Raw genomic sequence first — 23411 nt, forward strand, 5'->3', positions numbered from 1 at the left:
TGTTTCATCAGGCGGGTGCCTTTGCTTCTGGTTGCGGACGAAGCGTGAGCACTGCCAGAACGAAGGCGATGAAGGCGCAGGCTGCGACCGCACCGACAAGCGGCAATGCCGTCCGGTCGAAGAACGGGCTGCAGATCAGGATCATCAACCCGCCGGCAACCATCTGGAACGTCCCGCCGAGGGAAGACGCCATGCCCGCATGCTCGCCGTGTTCTTCGAGCGCCATGACCATCGTCGGCGCGATGACGAGACCGAGGCAGGAGTTTCCGAGGAAGAACATCGCCATCAGCACCGGCAGGTCATCGAAGCCCAGCCAGACAAGCATGAAGAGGGACGATGTTGCGAGCGCGAACCCGCAGACCGCCCAGAAGGCGACGCGGCCCATGCCGTATTTCTGGCCAAGGCCGGCGGCGAACTGGGACGCAGCGAAAAAACCCACCGCGTTGACTGCGAAGACGAGCGAGAACTGCGTCGGGGACAGGGCGTATTGCGTCATGTAGACGAGCGGCGCCGAGGCGATGAAGACAAAGAAGCTCGCCAGGGCGAAGCCGCCGATCATCGTCAGGCCCATGAACCTGAAATCCTTCATCAGGAAGATGGAGCTGCGCAGGAGCGCCGCAGGGTTGACGGGAACGCGCCTGTCCTCTGACAGCGTCTCGGGAAGGCGCAAGGCGGTAAAGATCATGGCGGCCAGCGCGATCAGGCCGAGCGCACCGAAGATCATGCGCCAGCTGGCGACGGAAATGATCATGCTTCCGGTCAGGGGGGCCAAGAGCGGGGAGATGCTGATCACCAGCATCACCAGCGCCATCAGCCGCGTTGCTTCCGTCCCCGTATGCAGATCCCGCACGACGGCACGCACGATCACCATCGGCGCTGCCGCACCGAGAGCCTGGACGAAACGCCCGAACGTGAGCATGGAGATGTCAGTTGCCATCGCGCAGATGATCGATCCGGCGATGAAGACCGTCAGCCCGACAAAGATCGGCGGCCTGCGGCCCATCCAGTCCGCGATCGGGCCGTAGATGAGCTGCGCCAGGCCGAAGGCGATGAAATAGACGGTGAACGTCATGTGGGCGCCCGCGTCGTCCGTCCCCAGATCGCTGACGATCTGCGGCGTTGCGGGAAGGTAGAGGTCTATGGCGAACGGGCCGACGGCTGCCAGCAGCCCCAGAACAAGGGCGGCACGGACGAATCCGATCTGCATGTGAGTTATCCGAGATTGAATTGCGCGCAATCGGCGCAAGAAATTTTGCGTGTTGCAACGTGAGAGAATTGTCGGGTCTTGTCCAGTTAATTCTGACGCGCGGGCACTCGACCGTGCGCATAATTTATTCGTGTGCGTGTCATCGAACCTTCATGCAACTGTCACCGTTTCTGTAATGTCGCCGACTAGCTTGCGCCCACCTCACACCAAAAAACTGGGAGCTAGTGCAATGTCAGACCCTCGCGGATGTTTCCTGAAGGGCGTCAGTCTTGCCGTTCTGGCCGGTCTTGGAACCGTGTCGGCGGCAAAGGCGGATTATTTCGAACGGGTCAACACCTATCCGGTCTACAAGACCCTGCCGGACGGCGCCGACACGGCAACAGAGACCGTCGCGGAAATCATCCATGCGTCCAAGGACGGCCGCACACTCGCCTTCACCGACAGTCCGGGCGATGCGATCGTGTTCGTCAATGCCGGCAACCCCCTGAACATTCAGCCCATGGCACGGGTCGATCTCGGCGGTGAGCCGACATCCGTTGCCGTCGGTGAAAAGGCGGCCTACGCGGGCGTCAACACCGGCGAGGACTATCTGAACCCGGCCGGTCATCTGGCCGTGATCGCGCTCGAAGGCATGGGCATCACGGCAACATGCGACGCCAAGGGCCAGCCGGACAGCGTCGCCATTTCGCCGGATGGCAAGTTCGTTGCGATCGCGATCGAGAACGAGCGCGACGAGGATCTCAACGACGGCGTCATTCCGCAAATGCCGGCCGGGCATCTGGCGATCTTCGATCTCGACGAGAATGGAGCGCCGACCAACTGCGATGCTGGCCGCATCGTCGATCTGACGGACCTTGCCGAGGTTGCGCCGACCGATCCGGAGCCGGAGTTCGTTTCCATCAATTCCGCGAACCAGGCCGTCGTCACATTGCAGGAAAACAATCACCTGGCCATCGTCGACCTTGCTTCCGGCGATGTCGTCGCCAATTTCTCTGCAGGCGCTGCGACGGCGGAGAATGTTCCGGTCAAGAAAGCGCGTATGAGCGATGCGTCGGGCAGCAGCGAGAACGTTGCCCGTGAGCCGGATGCGGTTGCCTGGATCGACAATGAGCGCTTCGTGACCGCCAACGAAGGTGACTACGAGGGCGGCTCGCGCGGCTTCACGATCTGGAACACGAAGGGCGAGGTCCTGTTCGACAGCGGCAACCAGATGGAACATCTCGGCATGTCGCACGGCCACTATCCGGCCAAGCGTGCACACAAGAAGGGCACGGAGCCTGAAGGTGTTGCCGTCGGCACGTTTGGCGGCGATACGCTGATCTTCGTCAATTCGGAGCGCGGCAACTTTGTTGCGGTCTACAAGGATACCGGCGGCGAACCGGAGTTCGTCCAGTTCCTGCCGACCCATGTCGGCCCGGAAGGCCTGCTGGCGATCCCGAACCGGGACCTGTTCGTCGTTGCCAATGAAGTCGACAGCGCGGAGGACAATGTCCGCTCGCATCTCTCGCTCTACAAGTTCGGTGCCGATGCACCGTCCTATCCGTCCGTCGTTTCCGGTGTCGATCCGGAAAAGGGTGCACCGATCGGCTGGGGCGCGATATCCGCACTGGCTGCAGATCCCTCGGATGCAAACACGCTCTACGCCGTCAGCGACAGCTTCTACGATGATGCCCGGATCTACACCCTGGACATCGCGTCGAGACCGGCACAGATCACCTCCTACGTGACCGTCACCGGTTTCGACCAGGAAAAGCTGGACCTGGAAGGTATCTCGGTTGCCAGTGACGGCGGTTTCTGGCTCGCCTCTGAAGGCCATCCGAAAAACGAGCGCGCGCATCTCCTTCTCAAGGTCGGTGCCGATGGTGCGATCCAGGAGCAGATCACCCTGCCGCAGAGCCTCATCGACCAGGCGAAACGGTTCTCGTTCGAAGGTGTGGCCGAGTTCGAGATGAACGGCCAGACCCTTGTTGCTGTCGCCGTGCAGCGCGAGTGGAACGACGATCCGAAGGGACACACCAAGATCGGGATCTACAATCCCGCAGACGCGTCCTGGGGCTTCGTCCACTATCCCCTCGACGCGCCGAGGAGCGCGGCCGGCGGATGGGTCGGTCTGTCCGAGATCGTTTCCATGGGTGGCGGCGACTTCGCCGTTCTGGAGCGGGACAACAAGGGCGGCGAAGACGCGGCGATCAAGCAGATCACCGTGATCTCCCTGAAGGATGTCGTTCCGGCCGCACACGGCGAAACCCTGCCGGTGCTGAAGAAGCGCTACGCGATGGACATTCTGCCGGCAATGGCTGAAGGCAAGGGCTGGATCCTCGACAAGCCGGAGGGCCTTGCCATCACCGCCGACGGACATCTGATCCTGGTGACGGACAATGACGGTGTCGATGATGCGCCTGGTGAAACACAGCTCTTCAATCTCGGCCCGGCATCGCGGCTTAACTAGGTCAGGACTTTCCCGGTCCTTCCTTGACGAACCCGGCTGCCGCAGCAGCCGGGTTCTTTTTTGTGTTGCTGAGCCTCACGCCGCCCCGGCCCTGAGCCGGGGCCTCCTGCGGGGCGCCGCGAAGGTCCCGGATCAGGTCCGGGACGGCGCGGGTGCATGGTCTCAACTCTGAAGGCTGGCGCGGGCGGGGAAGGTCTCCGGGTCTTTATCCGCACCTGTTCTTGTTGGCCTTGTTGCCGTTTCGAATTTATTGGTAATTTCGGACTAGGTTTTCTCTCAATGCGTTCCAACGCGATTCGGGAGACCTCCTTTGACCATCCGCAAGCGGCTTTTTCTTCTGGTAGTTGTGCTGACGGTGCCGATCGTTTCATGCGCCGGATGGATCATTCTGTCAGCCTACAAGGACCTTGCGCGCGATGGCGCGAAACTCGCAAGCCTGCCTGCGCTGCAGACGCTGTGGAACGAGTCTGTCCTGCGGGATTCGGAAACCTTGCCCGGCAGCGTGCTGGCCGCGTATCCGGACTGTGCGCCGGAAAAGCCTTCGGATTCCAGTGCGGGAAGACTGGGCCAAGCCCACAGGGTCAACCTGTGCATAGGCGAAAAATCGGGTGTCACCGCCAACAGGTCCCAGGAGACCAATTTGCTTGCCGGCCTTGTTGCCGGTCAGCTTTCGGATCTTGTGGTGCGGACCAGTGCTCTCGTGCGCAATGGTGAAAGGGTCGCCGGCAAATCGGAACTCAGTCATGCCGACACCATGTCGGTGCTGGTCGGAGCCGGCCAGTTCAAGGTGCTTGCTGACACGATCAGCGCCGCGACCCGCGCGGACCAGGGCGCGCTGACTTCGAGCGAGGATACGCCGTTCAGCACGGCGGCCAAGGCCTACCGGCAGGCAAACGGCAAGTTCCAGGGCGAAATGGCGCGCGTGGCCAAACAGGTCGGCCAGGGCGCCGACGGGACACAAATCGACCTGTCGCCGCTGCGCGCGCGTTTCGGCGAATTCCTTGCCGCGATTGACGGTTTGCAACAGGTCAGCCAGACGGAACTCGGATCCAGGCTGGAGACGATGGTCCGCCAATCGAAGCTGCGTATGTGGGGTGTCGCCATTGCCCTCGGGGTCGTCTTCCTGCTCGCGTTTGGCGTCGCCTGGCACTTCAGCAAGTCCATTCTTTACTGCATTCATGCGCTCAACAGCGGGATCCGGAACCTGGCCGACTCGGACGGGCTCGACAAGGAACTGCCGTTTACCTACGGCCATACCGAGATCTCGGATATCGCCCGCGCTGTCGGCTACTATCGTGACCGGACAATCGAACTGACGGAGGAACGCCAGCGTCTTGAAGGGCAGGCCGCGGCGGAACGCCAGCAACGTGTCGAAACGCTCATCGAGGGTTTCAGGACCCGCATGACCGATCTCCTGTCGGAAGTGAACGATGCGCTCGCCGACATGCAGCACACGTCCGGAACGCTGGAGGACGTTGCCCAGGACGCCGACCAGCGGGCACGCGACACGGCCGCCGCGTCTTCCGGCGCGTCACAGAATGTCGATGCGGTCGCGGAGGCGACCGAAGTGCTGGCGAATGACATAACCGCGATCAGCCGGCAGGCGCAGGACGCGACGGATCTCGCGCAGGCCGCGAACCAGAATGCGACCGCGGCGAACGCGGAGATCGAAAGCCTTTCGGAAATTTCGAAGTCGATCGGCGAGATCGTGTCGTTGATCAACGCGATTGCGGACCAGACCAATCTCCTGGCGCTCAATGCGACCATCGAAGCAGCGCGTGCGGGTGACGCGGGCAAGGGTTTCGAAGTGGTCGCCGGCGAGGTCAAGACCCTCGCCGGGCAAACCGCTTCGGCGACAGAGCAGATCACCGGCCAGGTCGCGCTGGTTCAGGAACGCACGGACCGTGTCGTCGAGGCGATCGAGAAGATCATCGCGGATATCGGCGATGTCACGAACTGCACCACGCAGATCGCGGGCGATCTGGAAAGCAAGCGGCAGTCGACGGATGCGATCAAGGGCAATGTTCTTGAAGCGGCGGACCAGACACGGTCGGTCGTCGGCGACATGGCGCAGGTGGAGCAGATCGCTCAGCAGTCGAGCTCTGCGGCCGCTGAAATGGAGAGCCGGACCAGCGATGTGGTGAAACGGACCGAGGATCTGCGCAACGAGATCAGGGAGTTCCTGAACGACGTGGCGGCGGCTTAACCGGATCCACCTCTCAAGCCAGCGCGGTCCCCAGGATGAAGCCGGCGCATTCCTTCGTCAGGTCCCTGAAACGCGCGCGATCCCGGACATGGAGATAGACCGCGCGTTTGTCGGGCAGGTCGGAGATTGGCCTGAAAGCCGTCGATTCGGGAATGAAGCGGGCAACGGTTTCCGGCAAAACGGTGACCCAGGCGCCGGTCCTGACCATCGTGATCAGCGAATGGGTATTGTGGATCGTGACGTCGGTGTTCCGGATCGCTTCGACGAGACGCGGCGTCTTGATGAGGTCGCACAAGGCGTTGCGGATGAACGGAGCGGCGGTGACGTCTGCGATCCGGGGTGGTTCGCCCCGGGTGATCAGCGGATGATCGGCAGCACAGACCAGGCCGAACCTGTCCTCGAACAGGCGCGTTGACGTGACACCGTTGAGCGGATGATGCCCCGAGGCGATGCCGATATCGGCCTTGCCCTGGGCGAGCGCGTCCAGCACCTGCTGCGTGTCCGTGTCACGCAATTCGACCTTCACGCCCGGGAACATCCGCGTCATGTGGTCCAGCACCGCCGGAAACAGGATTGCCGCGACCGAGGGAACGGACACGATGCGGATCAGCCCCTGTGACGCGTCCGCCGCGGCTTCGATGCTGCGAACCGTCTGCTCGAACTGGCGCACCTGCTTCAGGGAAAGTTCAAACACCTGCTCCCCCAGGGGAGACAGGCGGTTTTTGCGCTCTCCTTCGAACAGTCTCCTGTCCAGATGGTCTTCCAGCTGTTTCAGCGTCATCGACACCGCGGACTGGGTCCGGCCGAGCCGGTCGGCTGCTTCGGCGAGACTGCCGGTCTGGGCCACGGTACAAAAGCAGCGGAGCATCTCGATCTTGATGGACATATTTAAGTTTTTCTGAAGTTAAGTTAAGTTATTTGAGTTTGACTGATGTCATATCGAATGTCCATGCTGTTTGACAACAGACTTCATGGACTTGGGATCCGCCGTGACACACCTCAACCTGATTGCCGGGACCTGGCAGGCCGGGACAAGCGAAATCGAGAACCGAAACCCGTCCGACCTGAGTGATCTGATCGGACACTTCGCGCAGGCAGGCGCCGAGCAACTGGATCTCACGCTGGAGCGTGCCCGTGCCGCGCAAGCCGAATGGGCGTCCTACGGCCTGGAGCGAAGGCAAGCGGTGCTGATGAAAATCGGCTCCGAGCTGATGGCCCGCGCCGAAGAACTCGGGAGGCTGCTGTCGCGCGAGGAAGGCAAGCCCTTTGCCGAGGGCAGAGGCGAGGTCTACCGGGCCGGGCAGTTTTTCACCTACTATGCGGGCGAATGCCTGCGTCAGATCGGCGAGAATGCCGACAGCGTGCGCGACGGGGTCGAAATCGATGTGCGCCGTGAGCCCGTGGGTGTCGTGGCGGTCATTTCACCCTGGAATTTCCCGACCGCGACAGCTTCCTGGAAGATCGCCCCGGCACTGTGTTACGGCAATGCGGTTGTCTGGAAACCGGCGAACCTGACGCCCGCATCCGCCGTTGCGCTAACCGAAATCATCGAAAGGCAGGACATCCCAAAGGGGCTGTTCAGTCTTGTCATGGGATCCGGCCGCTCCATCGGTCAGCGGCTCGTGGAGAGCCCGCAGGTGGATGCGATCTCGTTTACCGGGTCGGTCGAGGTCGGCAAGGGAATTGCCGGATCGGCCATCCGGAACCTGACCAAGGTGCAGATGGAGATGGGCTCGAAGAACGCCCTTGCCGTCATGGACGACGCCGATCTCGATCTCGCCGTGACGCTCGCGCTCGGGGGTGCTTTTGGCGGAACCGGGCAAAAGTGCACCGCTTCTTCGAGACTGGTCGTTCACGAGCGTGTGCATGATGCCTTTGTCGACAAGCTGGTCGCGGGCGCGAAGGCGATGACCGTCGGCCATGCGCTTGAAGAGGGAACCCAGATGGGACCGGTCGTAAGCGGAGAACAGCTTCAGGAGAACCTCGACTACGTCGCCCTGGGCAAGTCCGAGGGAGCCGAACTCGCCTGCGGCGGTGTCCGCCTGGAGCGCCAACACAAGGGGTATTACATGTCCCCGGGTGTGTTTGTGAATACGACCAATGATATGCGCATCAACCGCGAAGAAATGTTCGCGCCGCTCACGAGCGTGATCCGGGCCGGCAGTTACGACGAGGCACTGGCGACGGTGAACGACACGCATTTCGGGCTCACATCGGGGATCGTCACGAAGAGCCTCGCCCGGGCCAGCCACTTCCGCCGCAATGCGCGCACCGGAGTCGTGACCGTCAATCTGCCGACGGCAGGTACAGACTACCACGTCCCGTTCGGCGGCCGGGGCGACAGTTCGTATGGACCCAGAGAACAGGGCAAGGCCGCGGCGGAATTCTACACCACGGTCAAGACTGCCTATATCAGCGCGGGGAGCCCGGACTGATGCGGATCGATGCGCTGCAATACGCCAACTGGTCGGAAAAGATCTTCCGGCAACTGCGTGAAGGCGGTGTCGACGCGATCCATGTGACGATCGCCTACCATGAAAACTTCCGGGAAACCGTGCTCAACTTCGAGACGTGGAACCGCTGGTTCGAGCAGTATCCCGATCTCATCATGAAGGGCGCATGGGCCTCGGATATTGACGAGGCGCGGCGCACCGGGCGCACGGCCGTCTTTTTCGGTTTCCAGAATCCGTCGCCGATCGAGGACGATATCGGTCTGGCCGAGATCGTGCACACCCTGGGTGCCCGGTTCATGCAGCTCACCTACAACAACCAGTCGCTGCTCGCGACAGGCTGCTACGAGAGCGAGGATACCGGCATCACCCGCATGGGGCGGCAGGTGATCAAGGAGATGAACCGGGTCGGCCTGGTCGTCGACATGAGCCACTCGGCCGACCGGTCAACCATCGAGGCGGCGGAGATTTCCGAGCGGCCCATCGCGATCACGCATGCCAATCCGCACGAGTGGGCGCCGGCGCTCAGGAACAAGCGCGACGATGTCATCCGGGCGGTCACCGGACATGGCGGCATGCTGGGGTTTTCGATCTATCCGCATCACCTGAAGGACAAGTCCGGCTGCACACTTGAGAGCTTTTGCGAGATGATTGCCCGCACGGCCGACAAGTACGGCATTGAGCATCTCGGTCTCGGCACGGACCTGTGTCAGGACCAGCCCGACAGTGTGGTCGAATGGATGCGGGTGGGGCGCTGGACAAGGGAAATCGACTATGGCGAGGGCTCCGCCGAGAAGCCCGGATTTCCCGACATGCCCGGCTGGTTCCGCGACAACAGGGACTTCGGCAATATCGAAGACGGCCTTCGCGCGGTCGGCATGAACGAGATCGAGATTTCCGCGATCATGGGGGACAACTGGTACCGGTTCTTTGCCGACAGCTTCGGGAGGATGTCCCGGTGACTTCCGAACAGCTGCATGTGCCCCGCCGGGACCCGGCAACGATGATGCGGCTCAGCCGCCTGGGGTCTCTGCATCAGTGCCGTCTCAGCTTCATGCGGATCCTGACGCGCCGCATGGCGCGGGAGAACTGGCAGTTTTCACGTTCCCTGTTCGACATCGACAGCAACGGCGTGGGACGGGCGGTCTATACGGCGCAAGGTCCACAGCGCGCCTATTCGCTGGTCGCCTTTGCCCATGATCTTCCGGCCGACAAACGCTCGGACCGCGTGATTGCCGATGCCTGGGACGCGACCTTCACGCTTTTTGACGGTGTTCCGACCGGGGATGATCTCGAGCGGCTGGCCAAAAATGTCCCGTTGCAGGAAGCGGGGCGGGTCAGCCAGACCGAATTGTCGCTGTCGCGGGCAAACCGGTCCGTGCGGCTCTGGACCCATGTCGTCGAGCGGCTGGCATCCGGCCGGCAACCGGATCATGACCAGATCGATGCCGTGGGTTACCTGATGCGCACGACCGCGGTCTACGGGTCCGGCAAGTTCGGCGCCGCCGACCGGGATGTGATCGCGGATCGTGAGGAAATGCAGGCGCCTTTTCAGGCCGAAATGCTGTCGGTCTATCTGACAAGGACGTTCGTCCGCGACCTTGTAAACCACATGGCCGGGAGCCTTGGTGGCACGCGGGCGGTCCCGCTGGAGCCGGAAATGGCGCGGCGTCTTGGGATAGGCAACTCCACCGGCCTCGGCATGGCGCCGTTCATCATCAATCATCCAATCCTTTTCAATAACTGGATGATGGTGCGCGAGGAGGCGATATCCCGCGTCCGGAGCATCAGGTGCGCAAGCCCCGAAGACACGGAAAATTTCCGCCGACTGGTCGAACGAAGTGCCGTCTCCGTCGAGCGCTGGCGATCGGAGCATCCGGTGCAGCTTGAAAAAGTGTCCTGTCTGAAGGCCGATCTGCAGATCCTTTCGCAGTATCTCCCCGATTGGAATGCGACGGCGGACCATCCCTGGAACAGCCTGATCGAATGGTCGGAGAGATCCTTGAGCGAAGAAGGGCAGGAACTCGTCGCCTCGCTCATCCTGGAGCCCTACGGCGCGCTGGTCGATGGCCTCGCGGGGTGCATGGCCGACGGCAATCCGGACGCATTCCGTATTGACGGCTCGATGACCCTGCGTGATGTCGTGGCTCTGCTTCAGCAGCAATTCGGCTGGGCGCTGGGGCTTGACTGGAGCGATCCCGCCAATTGCGGGCGCGCCTGGTATGTTTCGGAGGAGAAACTCGAGCCGCGCATGGGTGAACGGTTCGAGGAACCGATCGCCGATTACGAGCAGCCGCTTGCGCCCGCACGCGATGCCGCTGCCGCGTTTTCCGCATTGGAGAGATGCGACCCGGAAGAGGCCGTCGCCAAGTTTCTGCTTCGGCATCCGGAGCACCGTCACACCGTCCGGCGGGCGCAGATGGGACGTGTCGCACCTTACGGGGAAATCCGTGACAACACGATCAGCGCCTCGGTCATGCCGATCGACATGCTGCGCGCGAAACTGTCGTTTTTCGGTGCAACGCATTTTGATCCCCGCTCCGACCGATGGGTGCGGATCTGCATGTATTCAGGTGCGCCCTATCCCGAAGACCTCACCACGGCAAATGCCGACCTCTGGGTCTATCCGGAGCCGGGCGAATGAAACGATCCCTGAACGAGATCGAGGCGACGGCGAAACGTGCCGCACGCGGGGCCGGCTATTCCTGGGGACTTGCTGAAGAAGCGTCCAAGGCAACCCGGTGGCTTTGCCAAAATGGCCATGACGGTGTGGCCGCGCTTGCCGTGCTGCTTGACAAGGACCTTGCAGGTTCCGGGGATCATCGGCCGCATGCCGCGGGCGAGACCTGGCGCGGCGCAAGAGATCTGTGTCCGCTCATGACGGGCGCATTCCTGTCCGACTGCGCACGCAGGCTTCGCACCGCTCCTGTGGAAATGGAACGGGTGGCGGTGCCCTTGTTCATCCTGCCATTCGCAGCGAACGCGGCTGCTGAGCTGACGTGCTGCCTGACGGTCGAGATGGATGGTCATGTTGCGGAGACCGACGGCGACATTCTGCTTTGCCCTGACATGCTTCCGGACCTTGCAGAGCAGATACGTGTTCGCGCGCGCGAAACGATATCTTCCCGGCGGCCGCGCAGCGCGCAGATGTGCCCTGATCCGGACAGCTGGGACCGGCTTGCGGTGCTCGCACACCGCACCTACGCGCCGGCTACCCGTGAATCGCGTCTTCTGGGCGCGGGTGCGGGCCTCTCCGACAATGACTGATGAGGTGCAATCATGACCGAGACGCGGACACTCTCGCTTGCCGAAATCGAAGACCTTTCCTTCCGCGCCCTCGTGGCGGCGGGCACGGCGGAAAAGAGCGCCCGGGCACTGGCGCTCGCCACCGCGGCAACGGAGGCGGACGGGGTCGCCAGTCACGGCCTGGCCTATATCCCGATCTATTGCGAGCACGTTCGCTGCGGCAAGGTTGACGGCAGTGCGGAACCCGTGCTTGCGCGGCCGAGACCCGGCGTGGTTGCCGTCGACGCCGCGACCGGATTTGCGCACGCCGCGATCGACCTGGGATTTGCGGCCCTCGTCCCGGCTGCCCGTGAGCAGGGCATCGCCGTCCTGACGATCCGGAACAGCTATAATTGCGGAGTCCTCGGCTATCACACCTTCCGGCTGGCGCAGGAAGGACTGGTCGGGCTCGGGTTCACGAATGCACCGGCGTCCATCGCGCCGTCCGGAGGCGCAAAGCCCGTCGTCGGCACGAACCCGTTTTCCGTCGCGGTTCCGGGCGCCGACGGTCAGCCCGCGCTGCTGATCGACCAGAGCGCCAGCACGATCGCCAAGAGCGAGGTCATGAAACATGCGCGCGAGGGCAAACCGATCCCGATCGGCTGGGCGCTCGATAGCGAGGGCAATCCGACCACCGACCCCAATGTCGGGCTCAAGGGATCGATGGCGCCTTCGGGCGGCTACAAGGGCGTCGGGATTGCGCTGCTGACGGAAGTCATGGCCGCCGCGCTCGCCGGAGCAACGCTCGGGACAAATGCTTCGCCCTTTTCGGGAACCGCCGGCGGTCCGCCGCGGACCGGGCAGTGCTTCATTGCAATCGACCCGGGCGTGACGTCCGGAGGCAGCTTCAACGCAATTGTATCGGAACTGGTCGAAGCGATCCGGTTTCAGGAGGGAGCACACCTTCCCGGCGACGGGCGGCGATCCAAGCGATTGGCGGCACGGGGAGACGGCGTTGCCGTCAATGCCGCAACGCTCGCAAAGATCGAAGCCCTTCTCACCTGAACGGCCCGGCGGCCAACCGGGGAGCTGCCGGCATCACTCCACCCGGACAGTCACGGCACATGTGAACAGGAGGTCACACATGTCAATCAAGCAACCTTTTACCGATCTTCAGATCAAGAAGTCCGCCGGCGGCTTCTACGACGGCCACAGCGTCGAGATCGCACTTCTCAGCAAGGCGATCATGGTGGCGCTCGTGCTCTGGGCGCTGGTCTGGCCCGCAAACGCAAACGGTGTTCTGGGAAGCCTCAACTGGCGGCTTCTGGAGGACTTCAACGGTTTCTACATCGTCATCGTCGGGCTGTTCTCCTTCTTTCTTCTGGTAATCGCCATCCTGCCGCGCACGGGCAGCCGGGTGATGGGAACGCCGGGCGAAGCCCCCGAGTTCTCGACATTTTCCTGGTTCTCGATGATGTTCGGCGCGGGTCTCGGGGTCGGTCTCATGGTCTTTGCCACGGCGGAGCCGCTTGGCCTCTGGGGATCGAACCCGGTCGTGCTGGCCGGTGACGTCGTTGCCAACAGCGAGAACGCGGTTCAATCCGGCTACCGGTACACGTTTCTTCATTACGGCTTTCATGCCTGGGCGATCTACGTCGTGACGGGGCTTTCGCTTGCCTACTATGCCTATACACGCGGAATGCCATTGACCATCCGGACCGCGCTGACGCCCCTGTTCGGCCGTCTCATGAACGGTTTCCTCGGCCATGTCGTCGACGTTCTCGGCGTCGTTGCCACCATCCTCGGCGTCTCGGTCACCATCGGCTTCGGTGTGTCGCAGTTCATCGACGGTCTTTATGCCATAACGGGCATGCAGTGGATGATGGACACGTCCGGAGATGCGCCTGCACCCGGAACGGTCGGCCTGATCACCGGTCTCGTCGTGATCATGGGACTGTCGATCATCTCGGCCGTTTCCGGCGTCGGACGGGGGGTCAAATACCTGTCCAATCTCAATCTTGTGCTGTCGATCATCCTGCTTTTGACATTCGTGATCTTCGGCTCGTTCCTGTTCGCGATGACGACCTACGCCACTGCGTTCGCCGATTACATCCTTCACTATGTATCGCTGAGCTTCGGGGCTTTCGGTCCGCAATCACCGGCCGAATTCGCAGCGGCGCTGCCGCCGGAAGCCGCGCCCTTCGCGGACGCCTTGCGGGCGGGGGCGACAAATGCCTGGGGTTCGTTCGACGCGTTCAAGTCGGGGCTGGAAGGCGATGCCGCGGCGCTGCCGGAAAACGTGCTGGCCGCCGCCTATGCGGCCGGTGAACCCGGACGCCAGTTCGGCTGGCAGGCCGGCTGGACCACGTTCTACTGGGCCTGGTGGATCGCGTTCTCACCCTTCGTGGGGCTGTTTCTCGCCCGCATCTCGAAGGGCCGTTCGGTGCGCGAATTCATCATCGGCTGCGTCATTGCGCCGGCCCTTGTCTGTTTCGCCTGGATGACAATCCTTGGCGGAACGGCCATCGACCTGGAACTGACAGGCGGCGCCGACGGGGCGATCATCGGGGCATCCAACACGGCGAAACTGTTCGTCACGCTCGGACAGATGCTGTCCGGCGGGTTCCTGGCCGCCATCACCGTGATGTGCGTTGTCCTCATCCTGACCTTCCTGGTGACGTCCGCCGATTCCGGCATCCTCGTGATGAACACGATCATGTCCGGCGGAGAGCAGCAGACCGGCATCAAGCACCGCATCGTCTGGGGCGTCATCCTGACACTGGTGATCGGGACGTTGCTGATCGCCGGAAAGACCAATGGTGGTGCCGATCCGATGGAAGCGCTGAAAAGCGCGATGATCATCGGCGCCCTGCCGTTCACCATGGTGATGGGCCTGATGTGTGTCGCGCTGGGCAAAGCGCTCTACCGCGACGGCCTGCGGGAAAGAGCTGTGGTGCCGGCAGAATAATCTGCGACCCTCTCATACCAACCTTCATAGATAGAAACCCATTTCACCGGGATTGTTTTGCCACAAGGCAAGGCGCGGTTTGCGCGCTAGTGCCGGCACTTCAAGCAAATTGCAACGCGGCATTGGGGCAAAAGAACCCGGCCTCCGGTGGCATGAAACCGGCCATCGGCTGCGTTGTGGCGCTTGCCCGATGCGCCGGCATCGCGCTGCGCACCACGCCTGACCGAGTGGACCGGTTTGATGCCATGAAATGGGTTTCTATCTATGAAGGTTGGTATCAGGCAGGCGGTGCGATCCGTCTGCCCGATCCGGCCTTGCTTTCCGAAACGTCAAACGGCGCCGATCAGGCGCGTTCGCGCAAGCCCGCCTTGCGCAGACCGTCCATGTAGGTCTCGATCTGGTCTTCCTTCTTCAGGTAGAACAGATGCTCCCGGGCAAAGTCGATCGAGAATTCCGGCTTGAGTTTGGTCAGCTCGCGAATGGCACGTGCCGCCTGGTCCTTTTCTCCCAGAAGACCGAGCGCGGCGACGAGATGGGCCTTCGCCCAGTATTGCGCATTCGGGATCTGGACCGACTTGCGCGCCCAGCTGACGGCGTCCTCGTATTCTCCCCTGAACAGATGTGCCAGTGAGCGGTAGGAATAAAACGCCCACCGGAACGGGTCGTGCGGGCTCAGGCGAATGGCGATCTCGAACTGCTCGATGGCCTCGTCCAGACGTCCCTCGTAAGCGAGCGAATCTCCCAGACCGCAATAGGTGACCGCGAGGTAAGGATTGAGCTCGACCGCGTGTTCCAGGGCGTCGATCGCAAGATCATATTCACGGCGCGCCAGGTACACCCTGCCGATGGTGAAGAAGCTGTTGGCGTCCTGATCGTCCAGTTCCAGCGCCCGCCTAGCCGCGATCAGGGCTTCGTCCATCCGGTCATCGTCGGGCGCGGCATCGAAATAGACCATGCTGAGCACGATCGCGTAGGCAAGCCTCGAGTGGGCGCTTGCGAAGTCGGGATCGAGATCAAGCGACTGACGGAGCAGGTCCTGGCAACGCTGGTTGGCCTCGGGCGTGAACTTGTAGAACTCGGCGACGCCAAGCTGGTAGAGATCCCACGCCCCGAGGTTCTTCCTGGGGCGGCGCTCCGCCTTGCGCTGCTCGGTCATGCCGAGTTCGGATTCGATGCGAGACGCCACCAGTTCGGTGATCTCGTCCTGCAGGTCGAAAATGTCCTTCATGTCCCGGTCGAAACGCTCCGACCAGACGCTGTTCTCGGTGCCGGCATCGACAAGCTGAACGGTGATCCGCACGCGCTGACCGGCCTTGCGGACACTGCCGGTGACGATGTAACTGGCGCCGAGCTTCTCGCCGATTACCCGGATGCCGTCCGCCGAATTCCGGAAGGAGAAGGTCGAATTGCGCGCGATCACCGTGAGCCAGCGGTTCTTGGAAAGCGCCGTCGTGATGTCCTCGGTGATGCCGTCGGCGAGATAGTCTTCCGAGGGCTCGGTGTTCAGATTGATGAATGGCAGGATGGCGACGGACGGTTTCATCGTTGCCATCTTGTAGGTCATGGCCTCGGGCACCTGTATGCCGTTTAGCGCCGGCTTTTCCTCCGGCTGACTGAGCTCGGCGACAAAGCGGAAACCGCGGCCGTGGATCGTGCGGATGGTGTGCTGCGCCGTGCCGTCGTCGCCCAGAACCTTCCGGGCCATCTTGATCTGGCTGCTGAGCGCGGAATCGGACACGAACCGGTCACCCCAGAGCCTGGAAAAGATTTCTTCTTTCGTCACCGTGCGCTCGGCGTTCCGGGCCAGGTAGGCTACGAGATCGAATACCTGCGGCTCAACCGCGACCGGTGAGCCGTCCCGCCGAAGTTCGAACCGGTCAGGGTCCAGTTCATAGGCCCCAAAGCGGAGATTGCCCGGCGGCGTTTCCCTGCCGGATGGATCGACGCTGTAGGCTTCGATCGGCCGGCTGATGTTTTTCACGTGCTGTTCGCCAAGAGCCGTGAACTCGACAGGAATGCGCCCTCCGATATGATCATACACCTGCTTGGAAAGCACGATGCCGCCCGGTTGCGCCAGCGTTTCAAGACGCGCGGCAACATTCACGCCGTCGCCGTATATGTCGTCACCCTCGGCAATGACATCGCCCAGGTGAATACCGATCCGGTAGCTGAGTTGACCAGGGCCTCTCTGCTCGGTGTTTGCAGCAAGATCCTTCTGGATCTCAATGGCGCACTGGAGCGCACTGACGACGCTCGAGAATTCAAGAAGGGCCCCGTCGCCCATCGTCTTGACGGTGCGCCCGGAATGGCGGGCGACCGAGGGGTCGACAACCGAGGCGCGGATCTCGTTCAACTGGCGCAGCGTCTGTTCCTCGTCGCGCTCCATCATGCGGCTGTATCCAACCACATCCATCGCAACGATTGTTATCAGCTTTCGTTCCATGTTCCGTGCTCTCGGTGGCGGGTCATCGGCTGTGGTGTTTTCCTGTCCGGATGATCTCCAGTTACGTGGTGCAATATGTCCAGCTGCCCATAAACTGACCCCTGTCGATTGTGACAGGAAGCAAGACTTCCACGTGATATTACGTGAAGTCAAACGAAGTCTGCTTTCTATGGCGGCAGAGCCGGACTTCCCGCTATTCGCTCACATCCTCCAGAAGTCCTGCCGACAAATACCGTTCCGCGGCGCTGGGCAGAATGGCGACAATCGTTCTGCCCTTCATCTGCCCGCGCCGGGCAACCTCAAGGGCGCAATGCATGGCGGCACCGGAGGAGATACCGCCCGGAATACCCTCGGTCGATGCCAATGATCTTGCTGTCTGGAATGCGCTTTCATTGCTGACTGTCATGACTTCATCGATCAGGCCGGTTTCCAGAACATCGGGAATGAAACCCGGGCCGATCCCCTGGATCAGGTGAGGGGCGTGCGTTCCGCCTGAGAGAACAGGGCTGTCTTCCGGCTCCACGGCGATGATGCGGATCTCGGGATTTCGCGTCTTGAGCACGTCTGCGACCCCCGTCAGCGTGCCGCCGGTGCCGACCCCCATCACGACGGCGTCGACAACGCCGTTGGTGTCGTTCCAGATCTCTTCCGCGGTGGTTCTGCGATGAATGCCCGGGTTGGCCGGATTGACGAATTGCCCGGGCATGATCGCCCCTTCCGTCTTGGCGATGATCTCCCGCGCCTTTTCAATGGCGGCATGAATTCCGCCGTCACGGGGGGTCAGCACAAGTTCGGCACCGAACAGCCGCATCATCTTGCGCCGTTCGAGAGAGAAACTCTCCGGCATCGTCAGGATGCAGCGATACCCCTTGGCCGCGCATGCGAACGCAAGCCCGATACCGGTGTTGCCGGAGGTCGGTTCGACAATGACACTGCCCTGTCCAATCGAACCGTCGGCCTCCAATGCCTCCAGCAATGCGACGGCGATCCTGTCCTTGACGCTGGCGACCGGGTTGAAGAATTCCAGCTTCGCCAGGACTTCGGCCTGGCATCCGGCATCGGCCGCCAGGCGTCCGATCCGCACGAGCGGCGTGTTGCCGATGGTTTCCAGAATGCTGCTGTAGACGCGGCCCCGTCCGGGCTTGTCGAAGGTGAGACGGGATCCAGGATGAGGGTGCATGTGTATTTCCTTCCGGCCGCATTGCGCGGGATTGTCTGTCTTGATCGCACGGGAAAACCTTTCCTTCCGGACGGTTCTCACTCCTGCCGCGTTCTGCAGGGGCGATCCCGAAAAGGTAGATCAGCGCAGCAAGGCTTGCTTGAGGTCCACATGAGGAGAACCTGGAGATTTCATGAAGAGACGCAAAAACACGGAAACATGCGGCCTTTCGGGGGATCCGAGGAGCAGGAAACCGGCTCATCCAACTGGCCGCAAGTGGTTGCAATCGCGCGCAATGGCTTTATTGAGGTACGTCGAAGTCGCTTGTTGAAGCCGCAGACGCTGTGCCGACGCCGTCTTTCAGGGCATCCGCCTCGCAGTTGCCGTTCTTCCCCGAAAGGTACACCTGGAATTGAATAGTCAATCTGCTGCCGTTCAGAACCGCAATCTGGGCATTGCGAGTGCCGTCGCGGTGCTCTTCATCTGGTCAGGCTTCATCGTGTTCTCGCGTGCCGGTGTCACGACAAGCCTCACACCGGCAGACATGACCGGCCTCAGGTTCCTGGTGGCGGGCGCGATCACGCTTCCCTTTGCCATCCGGTGGTGGCCACGCCATCTGCCATTCCACGCCGTTGCGCTGATGTCGCTGTGCGGGCCCGGTGTCATCTATTCGATGCTGATGTATTGGGGACTGAGCGAAGCGTCCGCGGCTTACGCAGGTGTTTTCGCCAACGGCGCGCTGCCTGTCTTCACCGCAGCGCTGGTCGCCGTGTTTGCGGCAAGTTTCCCTGCCAGAATGCAAGTCATCGGTATTGCCGTGATTGTTGCCGGGGCGGTGCTGGTCGGAAGCACCGGGCTGATGCAAGGCGGGAAAAACGTGGCCGTCGGCATCGGGCTGTTCCTGTCAGCCTCGGCGGTTCTCTCGGTCTATATTTTCGGCGTACGCCACTGGCAGATTACACCGCGGCAGGCGCTGGTTCTGGTCAATGTCCCGAATGCGCTCCTGTTCATACCTGTCTGGCTGCTTTTCCTGCCTTCCGGTCTCGCCGACGCCAGTCTTTCAAGCATCGTGTTCCAGGCCGCCTATCAGGGCCTGGGGCCCGGTTTCGTGGCCGTGATCCTGTTCGCCCTGGCGGCAACGCATCTCGGGCCGACGGCAACGGCAGGTTTCTCGGCCGCCGTTCCGGCCTCCGCAGCTGTTCTGGCGATCCCCGTTCTCGGGGAAACGCCCGGCTTTCAGGAATGGCTCGGGATCGGTGTCGTCACGATCGGTCTGTCCTTGCTGATCGTGAAACGCGGCTAGACAACATCGCGTCACGCTTGCTCAATAGCGTTCGATCAGGTCCCACTTGTTGCCAAAGGGATCCCGGAAGACGGCGACCTTGCCGTAGACCTCTTCGCGCGGGCTTTCCAGGAATTCGACCTCGTTTGCGCGCATGCGCGCGTGGTCGCGGTCGAAATCATCCGTGTGGAGGAACAGGAAAACGCGCCCGCCGGTCTGGTTGCCGATGGCTTTCACCTGGTCCTGGCCATCGGCCTGCGCGAGCAGAAGCCGGGTTTCGCTGCTGCCCGGGGGCGCGACCAGCACCCAGCGTTTGGCCTCTGACAGGTGTGTGTCCTCGATCAGGTCAAACCCGAGCTTTCCGACATAAAAGGCGATGGCGGCATCGTAGTCCGGGACAAGAAGTGCAATCGCGCCGATGGTCTGCTGCATCTGCCTATTGTGCCTTGCGATAGACGGAGGTGTTGGTGAAGCTGGCGACATCAACGAGATGGACGGTCTGCGTTACGGTCAGCGTGCGGCCGTCGTCGGAGAGTTCCCGGTCCGCCTTCATGATGGTCAGGCCGCCACGGCGGGCTTCGGATATCAGGTTCCTGTCGCCCTGGAACACAAGCCGCATCGCGTCGACAAGCCCGCTCTTGCCGAGCTTGACTTCCGGACCATCCGGGACCGCCTCGAACGTGTCGCTGCTTTCCTCGCCTTCCGCGGAAATCTGGCTCATGGTGAAGGAAACCATGCCGAAATTATCCTCGATCCGGAGCGTGGCGCTCTGCGGCGGTTCGCCCTGGTCGAACTCGCTTTCGTCCGCGTCCAGGATCCAGGTGCCGAGAAAGGGTGCGATTTTGTCGTCGATCATGTGACAGCATCTTTTAGAAAGAAAAACCGCCCACGGGATACCCGCAGGCGGTGCTTTTTGCAATCTCGCCGCCGGATCAGGCGCTGAGTGCGTTCAGTTCCGCGAGGATGACGTCGCCCATTTCGGACGTGGTGACGACCGTGTCTCCGTCCTTGGCGATGTCCTTGGTGCGAATGCCTTTTTCAAGCGCGGCCTCGATTGCCTTTTCGACCTTGTTGGCCGCGTCCACTTCCTCGAAGGAATAGCGCAGCGCCATTGCGAAACTGGCGATCATCGCGATCGGGTTGGCGGCACCGGTGCCGGCGATGTCCGGTGCGGAGCCGTGAACCGGCTCATAGAGCGCCTTGCGCTTGCCGGTGACCGGATCCGGTGCGCCGAGCGAAGCCGAAGGCAGCATGCCAAGCGACCCGGTCAGCATGGCGGCGACGTCGGAGAGCATGTCGCCGAACAGGTTGTCGGTGACGATGACGTCGAACTGCTTCGGCCAGCGGACGAGCTGCATGCCACCGGCATCGGCCAGCATGTGGTCCAGCTCGACGTCTTCATAGCCGTTCTTGTGCGTGTCGGTGACGACCTCGTTCCAAAGCACGCCGGATTTCATCACGTTACGCTTTTCCATGGACGTGACCTTGTTGTTGCGCGTGCGGGCCAGTTCGAAGGCGACCCTGGAAATGCGCTCGATCTCGTAGGTATCGTAGACCTGGGTATCGACACCGCGCTTCTGGCCGTTGCCGAGGTCGGTGATTTCCTTCGGTTCGCCGAAATAGACACCGCCGGTCAATTCACGCACGATCAGGATGTCGAGGCCCTCGACCACTTCGGGCTTCAGCGAAGACGCGTCGGCAAGCGCGGGATAACAGATCGCCGGGCGCAGGTTTGCGAACAGTTCCATTTCCTTGCGCAGGCGGAGCAGACCGGCCTCCGGGCGGACATCGTAGGGCACCATGTCCCATTTCGGTCCGCCAACGGCGCCGAAGATCACGGCATCGGCTGCAAGTGCCTTGGCCATGTCCTCGTCGGAAATCGCCTGTCCATGCTTGTCGTAGGCAGCGCCGCCCACATGGCCCTCGGTGGTGTCGAAAGTCATATCGGTGTTGGTGTTGAACCAGTCGATTACCTTTTCCACTTCCTTCATGATTTCGGCACCGATGCCGTCACCCGGCAGAAGCAGAAGACTGTGAGAAGCCATGAACGTTCCATCCCGCATTGTTGAAAACAGTTGCGCTCAGTTACCGCGTCGCGCCCCGTCTTTCAAGGCGTGGCCAGTTGCGAATAACTCAAGCGAGCGTGCGGGAACCGTCAAGCGTCACCGGATTCCGACGGAAGCCGTCAGATCAGACCACGGCCCGCCTGCCAGAAGAGGTTCAGCGCAAGGGCGGTCATGACCCATTTGAAACCGGTCTTGAACGTCTTTTCATCCATCTTGCCGAGGAGGCGCGATCCGGCGAGCGTTCCGAGGAATCCGCTGAAGATCATCAGCACGACCAGCCCGGCCCAGGGCGCGAAGGCAAACCCCAGCGCCCCGAAGGCGACGATCTTGAAGACATGCATGACGAGGGCGGTGACCGCCTGGTTGGCGACGTAGCCGTGCCGCGTCAGGCCGAGCGTTGACAGTACCGCACCGCCAATCGGGCCGGCCGCGCCGAAGAACATGGACAAAAACGTGGAAGCGAACCCGGCGGCTGCCATGGCCCGTTTCTGAACCCTGTCGAATTTCGGCGGCTTGATCCAGATCACCCAGAGCACGAAACAGCCGATCCCGGCCCTGAGGATGGAGGACGGCAGTTCGACCGCGATCGCGCCGCCGAGCGCGGCTCCGAAGACCGCACCGATCGTGAACCAGGCGAATATCGACCAGTCGACATGCTTGAGCTGCACGAGCGCGCGTCCGCCGTTGGAGCCGATCTGAACCGCGCCGTGGACCGGCACCAGCGCGCTGGCCGGCATCAGGTTCGCCATGATCGCGATCAGGGCGATGCCGCCACCCAACCCGACGGCGGCGGTGAGGCCGGATGTGAAGAAGCTGGCGAGGATCAGCGTGACGATCGAAAGGGTGCCGAGTTCATCGGGGAGAACCGCTGCCAGGACTTCCATCGGATCAGGACCACCTCGATCTTGCGTAGTTCAGCGCCTCGCGCACATCGAGCTGTCGGGTGGAATTGCCGCTGCGCACGTAGAAAACCGAGGATCTTCCGTCTTCCATGTAAACGGCGCGGGGTGCCGGGCGGATGATGATCATCGCGACATCCTTGCCGTCGACGCTTGCAAAAACCGTGTGAATGGACGGGCAGAGATCGCCGCCAAGGTTCTTGGAAACGATGTCGTTGACGGTGCGCTCGAACGCATCGAGATCCGCGCTCTTCAGGGTGGAGAGATCCTTTTCGAGACCGAGCGCCTTGCCGTCGTCATCAACGCCGACCAGAAGATAGCCGCCGTCGGCGTTGAAGAAGCCGGCAATGGTCTTGGCGATAACCTTTTCCAGCCCCCTGTTGATGCGGTTTTCCTTCATGTCCCAGCGCAGCGACGACTTGAACTCGACGCCGTCCGTTTCGCCCTTTTGCATGATGCTCGGAATATGAAGCGTCTGTTCCTGCCGCAGGGACCGGTAGGCTTCGGAGGTGCGCATGTAGTTGCGGCTGAAGATGCCGAAGGCAAGCCCGACAACCGCACCGAGAAGCGTATAGGCAACAGCGACATCCAGGTGGCGCGGCAGCAGCAGCAACCAGAGCCGCGCCGAAAGGAACTCGATCAGATCGGGCGCCGTCTCGGAAAACCGGGCCAGCTCCCACCAGACGACCACCAGGTTGAGGGGATGAATGACAAGAACGCCGACGACCGCACCAACCAGCACGTAGGACGCCAGGAAGGGAAGCTTGAACGGTTGAGATGTCATGTCGAAATGCCCAAAAGAAACCGGCTGCCGGAACCGGCGTCAGTCATATAGGGAAACCCGGCCGCCGTCATCCCGTTGAGCGCCGATTGTGACAAATCGGACTTCGGACTTTTTTCCCCCGATTTGTCATCCCGGTTTGCCGCGTCAGCGGCAAGACCGGGAGCCAGTATTCCCTGTGGTCGACGGTTGAAAGAAGAAGCAGAAACAGGTGGTTACTGGATTCCGGCCTTTCGCTTCGCTTCAGCCGGAACGACAAGGTCATCGACTGCGGGC

Annotated in this window: 19 protein-coding genes; 10 read left to right on the forward strand and 9 right to left on the reverse strand. The window is 61.9% G+C overall.

Annotation, left to right across the window (positions count from 1 at the left end; all coding sequences use genetic code 11):
- Positions 1–7 precede the first annotated feature (7 nt).
- Positions 8–1207, reverse strand: coding sequence for a multidrug effflux MFS transporter (locus ACO08A_RS13135; RefSeq protein ID WP_422041469.1), 1200 nt, complete (start codon positions 1205–1207; stop codon positions 8–10).
- 229 nt (positions 1208–1436) lie between these two features.
- Here ACO08A_RS13135 and ACO08A_RS13140 point away from each other — a divergent pair, with 229 nt between their 5' ends.
- The gene (locus ACO08A_RS13140; protein ID WP_422041470.1) at positions 1437–3656 is read left to right on the forward strand and encodes an esterase-like activity of phytase family protein; all 2220 of its coding nucleotides are present in this window, start codon (positions 1437–1439) and stop codon (positions 3654–3656) included.
- A 310-nt stretch (positions 3657–3966) separates the two neighbouring features.
- On the forward strand, positions 3967–5862 hold the full coding sequence (locus tag ACO08A_RS13145; protein ID WP_422041471.1) for a methyl-accepting chemotaxis protein: 1896 nt from the start codon (positions 3967–3969) through the stop codon (positions 5860–5862).
- A gap of 13 nt (positions 5863–5875) precedes the next feature.
- Here ACO08A_RS13145 and ACO08A_RS13150 read toward each other — a convergent pair whose 3' ends face one another.
- A complete protein-coding gene (locus ACO08A_RS13150; RefSeq protein WP_422041472.1) occupies positions 5876–6748 on the reverse strand; it encodes a LysR family transcriptional regulator in 873 nt (290 codons plus the stop codon).
- A gap of 85 nt (positions 6749–6833) precedes the next feature.
- On the opposite strand from ACO08A_RS13150, the gene ACO08A_RS13155 reads away from it, so the two are divergent.
- The 7 genes from ACO08A_RS13155 to ACO08A_RS13185 all read left to right on the forward strand — a co-directional run bounded on the left by ACO08A_RS13155 (position 6834) and on the right by ACO08A_RS13185 (position 14894).
- Entirely contained in the window at positions 6834–8297 is a 1464-nt protein-coding gene (locus ACO08A_RS13155; protein ID WP_422041473.1) for an aldehyde dehydrogenase family protein, read from the forward strand.
- Complete coding sequence (locus ACO08A_RS13160) at positions 8297–9274, forward strand: membrane dipeptidase (RefSeq protein ID WP_422041474.1); 978 nt, start codon at positions 8297–8299, stop codon at positions 9272–9274. The genes ACO08A_RS13155 and ACO08A_RS13160 overlap by 1 nt, the downstream gene beginning before the upstream one ends.
- Complete coding sequence (locus ACO08A_RS13165) at positions 9271–10956, forward strand: hypothetical protein (RefSeq protein WP_422041475.1); 1686 nt, start codon at positions 9271–9273, stop codon at positions 10954–10956. The genes ACO08A_RS13160 and ACO08A_RS13165 overlap by 4 nt, the downstream gene beginning before the upstream one ends.
- Entirely contained in the window at positions 10953–11579 is a 627-nt protein-coding gene (locus ACO08A_RS13170) for a DUF3726 domain-containing protein (protein WP_422041476.1), read from the forward strand. The genes ACO08A_RS13165 and ACO08A_RS13170 overlap by 4 nt, the downstream gene beginning before the upstream one ends.
- Before the next feature lie 12 nt (positions 11580–11591).
- On the forward strand, positions 11592–12602 hold the full coding sequence (locus tag ACO08A_RS13175) for an Ldh family oxidoreductase (protein WP_422041477.1): 1011 nt from the start codon (positions 11592–11594) through the stop codon (positions 12600–12602).
- A 79-nt stretch (positions 12603–12681) separates the two neighbouring features.
- The gene (locus tag ACO08A_RS13180; protein WP_422041478.1) at positions 12682–14505 is read left to right on the forward strand and encodes a BCCT family transporter; all 1824 of its coding nucleotides are present in this window, start codon (positions 12682–12684) and stop codon (positions 14503–14505) included.
- Between the two features lie 152 nt (positions 14506–14657).
- Positions 14658–14894, forward strand: a complete 237-nt coding sequence (locus ACO08A_RS13185) for a hypothetical protein (RefSeq protein ID WP_422041479.1) — start codon at positions 14658–14660, stop codon at positions 14892–14894.
- Here ACO08A_RS13185 and ACO08A_RS13190 read toward each other — a convergent pair.
- Positions 14849–16948: a winged helix-turn-helix domain-containing protein gene (locus ACO08A_RS13190; RefSeq protein WP_422041480.1), complete on the reverse strand. Its 2100-nt coding sequence runs from the start codon at positions 16946–16948 to the stop codon at positions 14849–14851. The genes ACO08A_RS13185 and ACO08A_RS13190 overlap by 46 nt on opposite strands.
- Positions 16949–17141: 193 nt before the next feature.
- A complete protein-coding gene (gene cysK / locus ACO08A_RS13195) occupies positions 17142–18128 on the reverse strand; it encodes a cysteine synthase A (protein WP_422041481.1) in 987 nt (328 codons plus the stop codon).
- A 391-nt stretch (positions 18129–18519) separates the two neighbouring features.
- Here cysK and ACO08A_RS13200 point away from each other — a divergent pair, with 391 nt between their 5' ends.
- Complete coding sequence (locus tag ACO08A_RS13200; RefSeq protein WP_422041482.1) at positions 18520–19410, forward strand: DMT family transporter; 891 nt, start codon at positions 18520–18522, stop codon at positions 19408–19410.
- A 21-nt stretch (positions 19411–19431) separates the two neighbouring features.
- Here the strand turns inward: ACO08A_RS13200 and ACO08A_RS13205 are convergent, their stop codons facing one another.
- The 5 genes from ACO08A_RS13205 to ACO08A_RS13225 all read right to left on the reverse strand — a co-directional run bounded on the left by ACO08A_RS13205 (position 19432) and on the right by ACO08A_RS13225 (position 23138).
- Complete coding sequence (locus tag ACO08A_RS13205; protein ID WP_422041483.1) at positions 19432–19821, reverse strand: VOC family protein; 390 nt, start codon at positions 19819–19821, stop codon at positions 19432–19434.
- Between the two features lie 4 nt (positions 19822–19825).
- Positions 19826–20245 carry a hypothetical protein gene (locus ACO08A_RS13210; protein ID WP_422041484.1) on the reverse strand — a complete coding sequence of 140 codons (420 nt, stop codon included), beginning with the start codon at positions 20243–20245 and terminating at the stop codon, positions 19826–19828.
- A 76-nt stretch (positions 20246–20321) separates the two neighbouring features.
- Positions 20322–21434 (reverse strand): 3-isopropylmalate dehydrogenase, encoded by a 1113-nt coding sequence (leuB, locus tag ACO08A_RS13215; protein WP_422041485.1) that lies wholly within the window; start codon positions 21432–21434, stop codon positions 20322–20324.
- A 140-nt stretch (positions 21435–21574) separates the two neighbouring features.
- Entirely contained in the window at positions 21575–22339 is a 765-nt protein-coding gene (locus tag ACO08A_RS13220; RefSeq protein ID WP_422041486.1) for a sulfite exporter TauE/SafE family protein, read from the reverse strand.
- 4 nt (positions 22340–22343) lie between these two features.
- Positions 22344–23138, reverse strand: coding sequence for a helix-turn-helix domain-containing protein (locus ACO08A_RS13225; protein ID WP_422041487.1), 795 nt, complete (start codon positions 23136–23138; stop codon positions 22344–22346).
- Positions 23139–23411 lie beyond the last annotated feature (273 nt).

The sequence above is a fragment of the Roseibium sp. genome (assembly GCF_965232425.1).
GTDB lineage: Bacteria > Pseudomonadota > Alphaproteobacteria > Rhizobiales > Stappiaceae > Roseibium.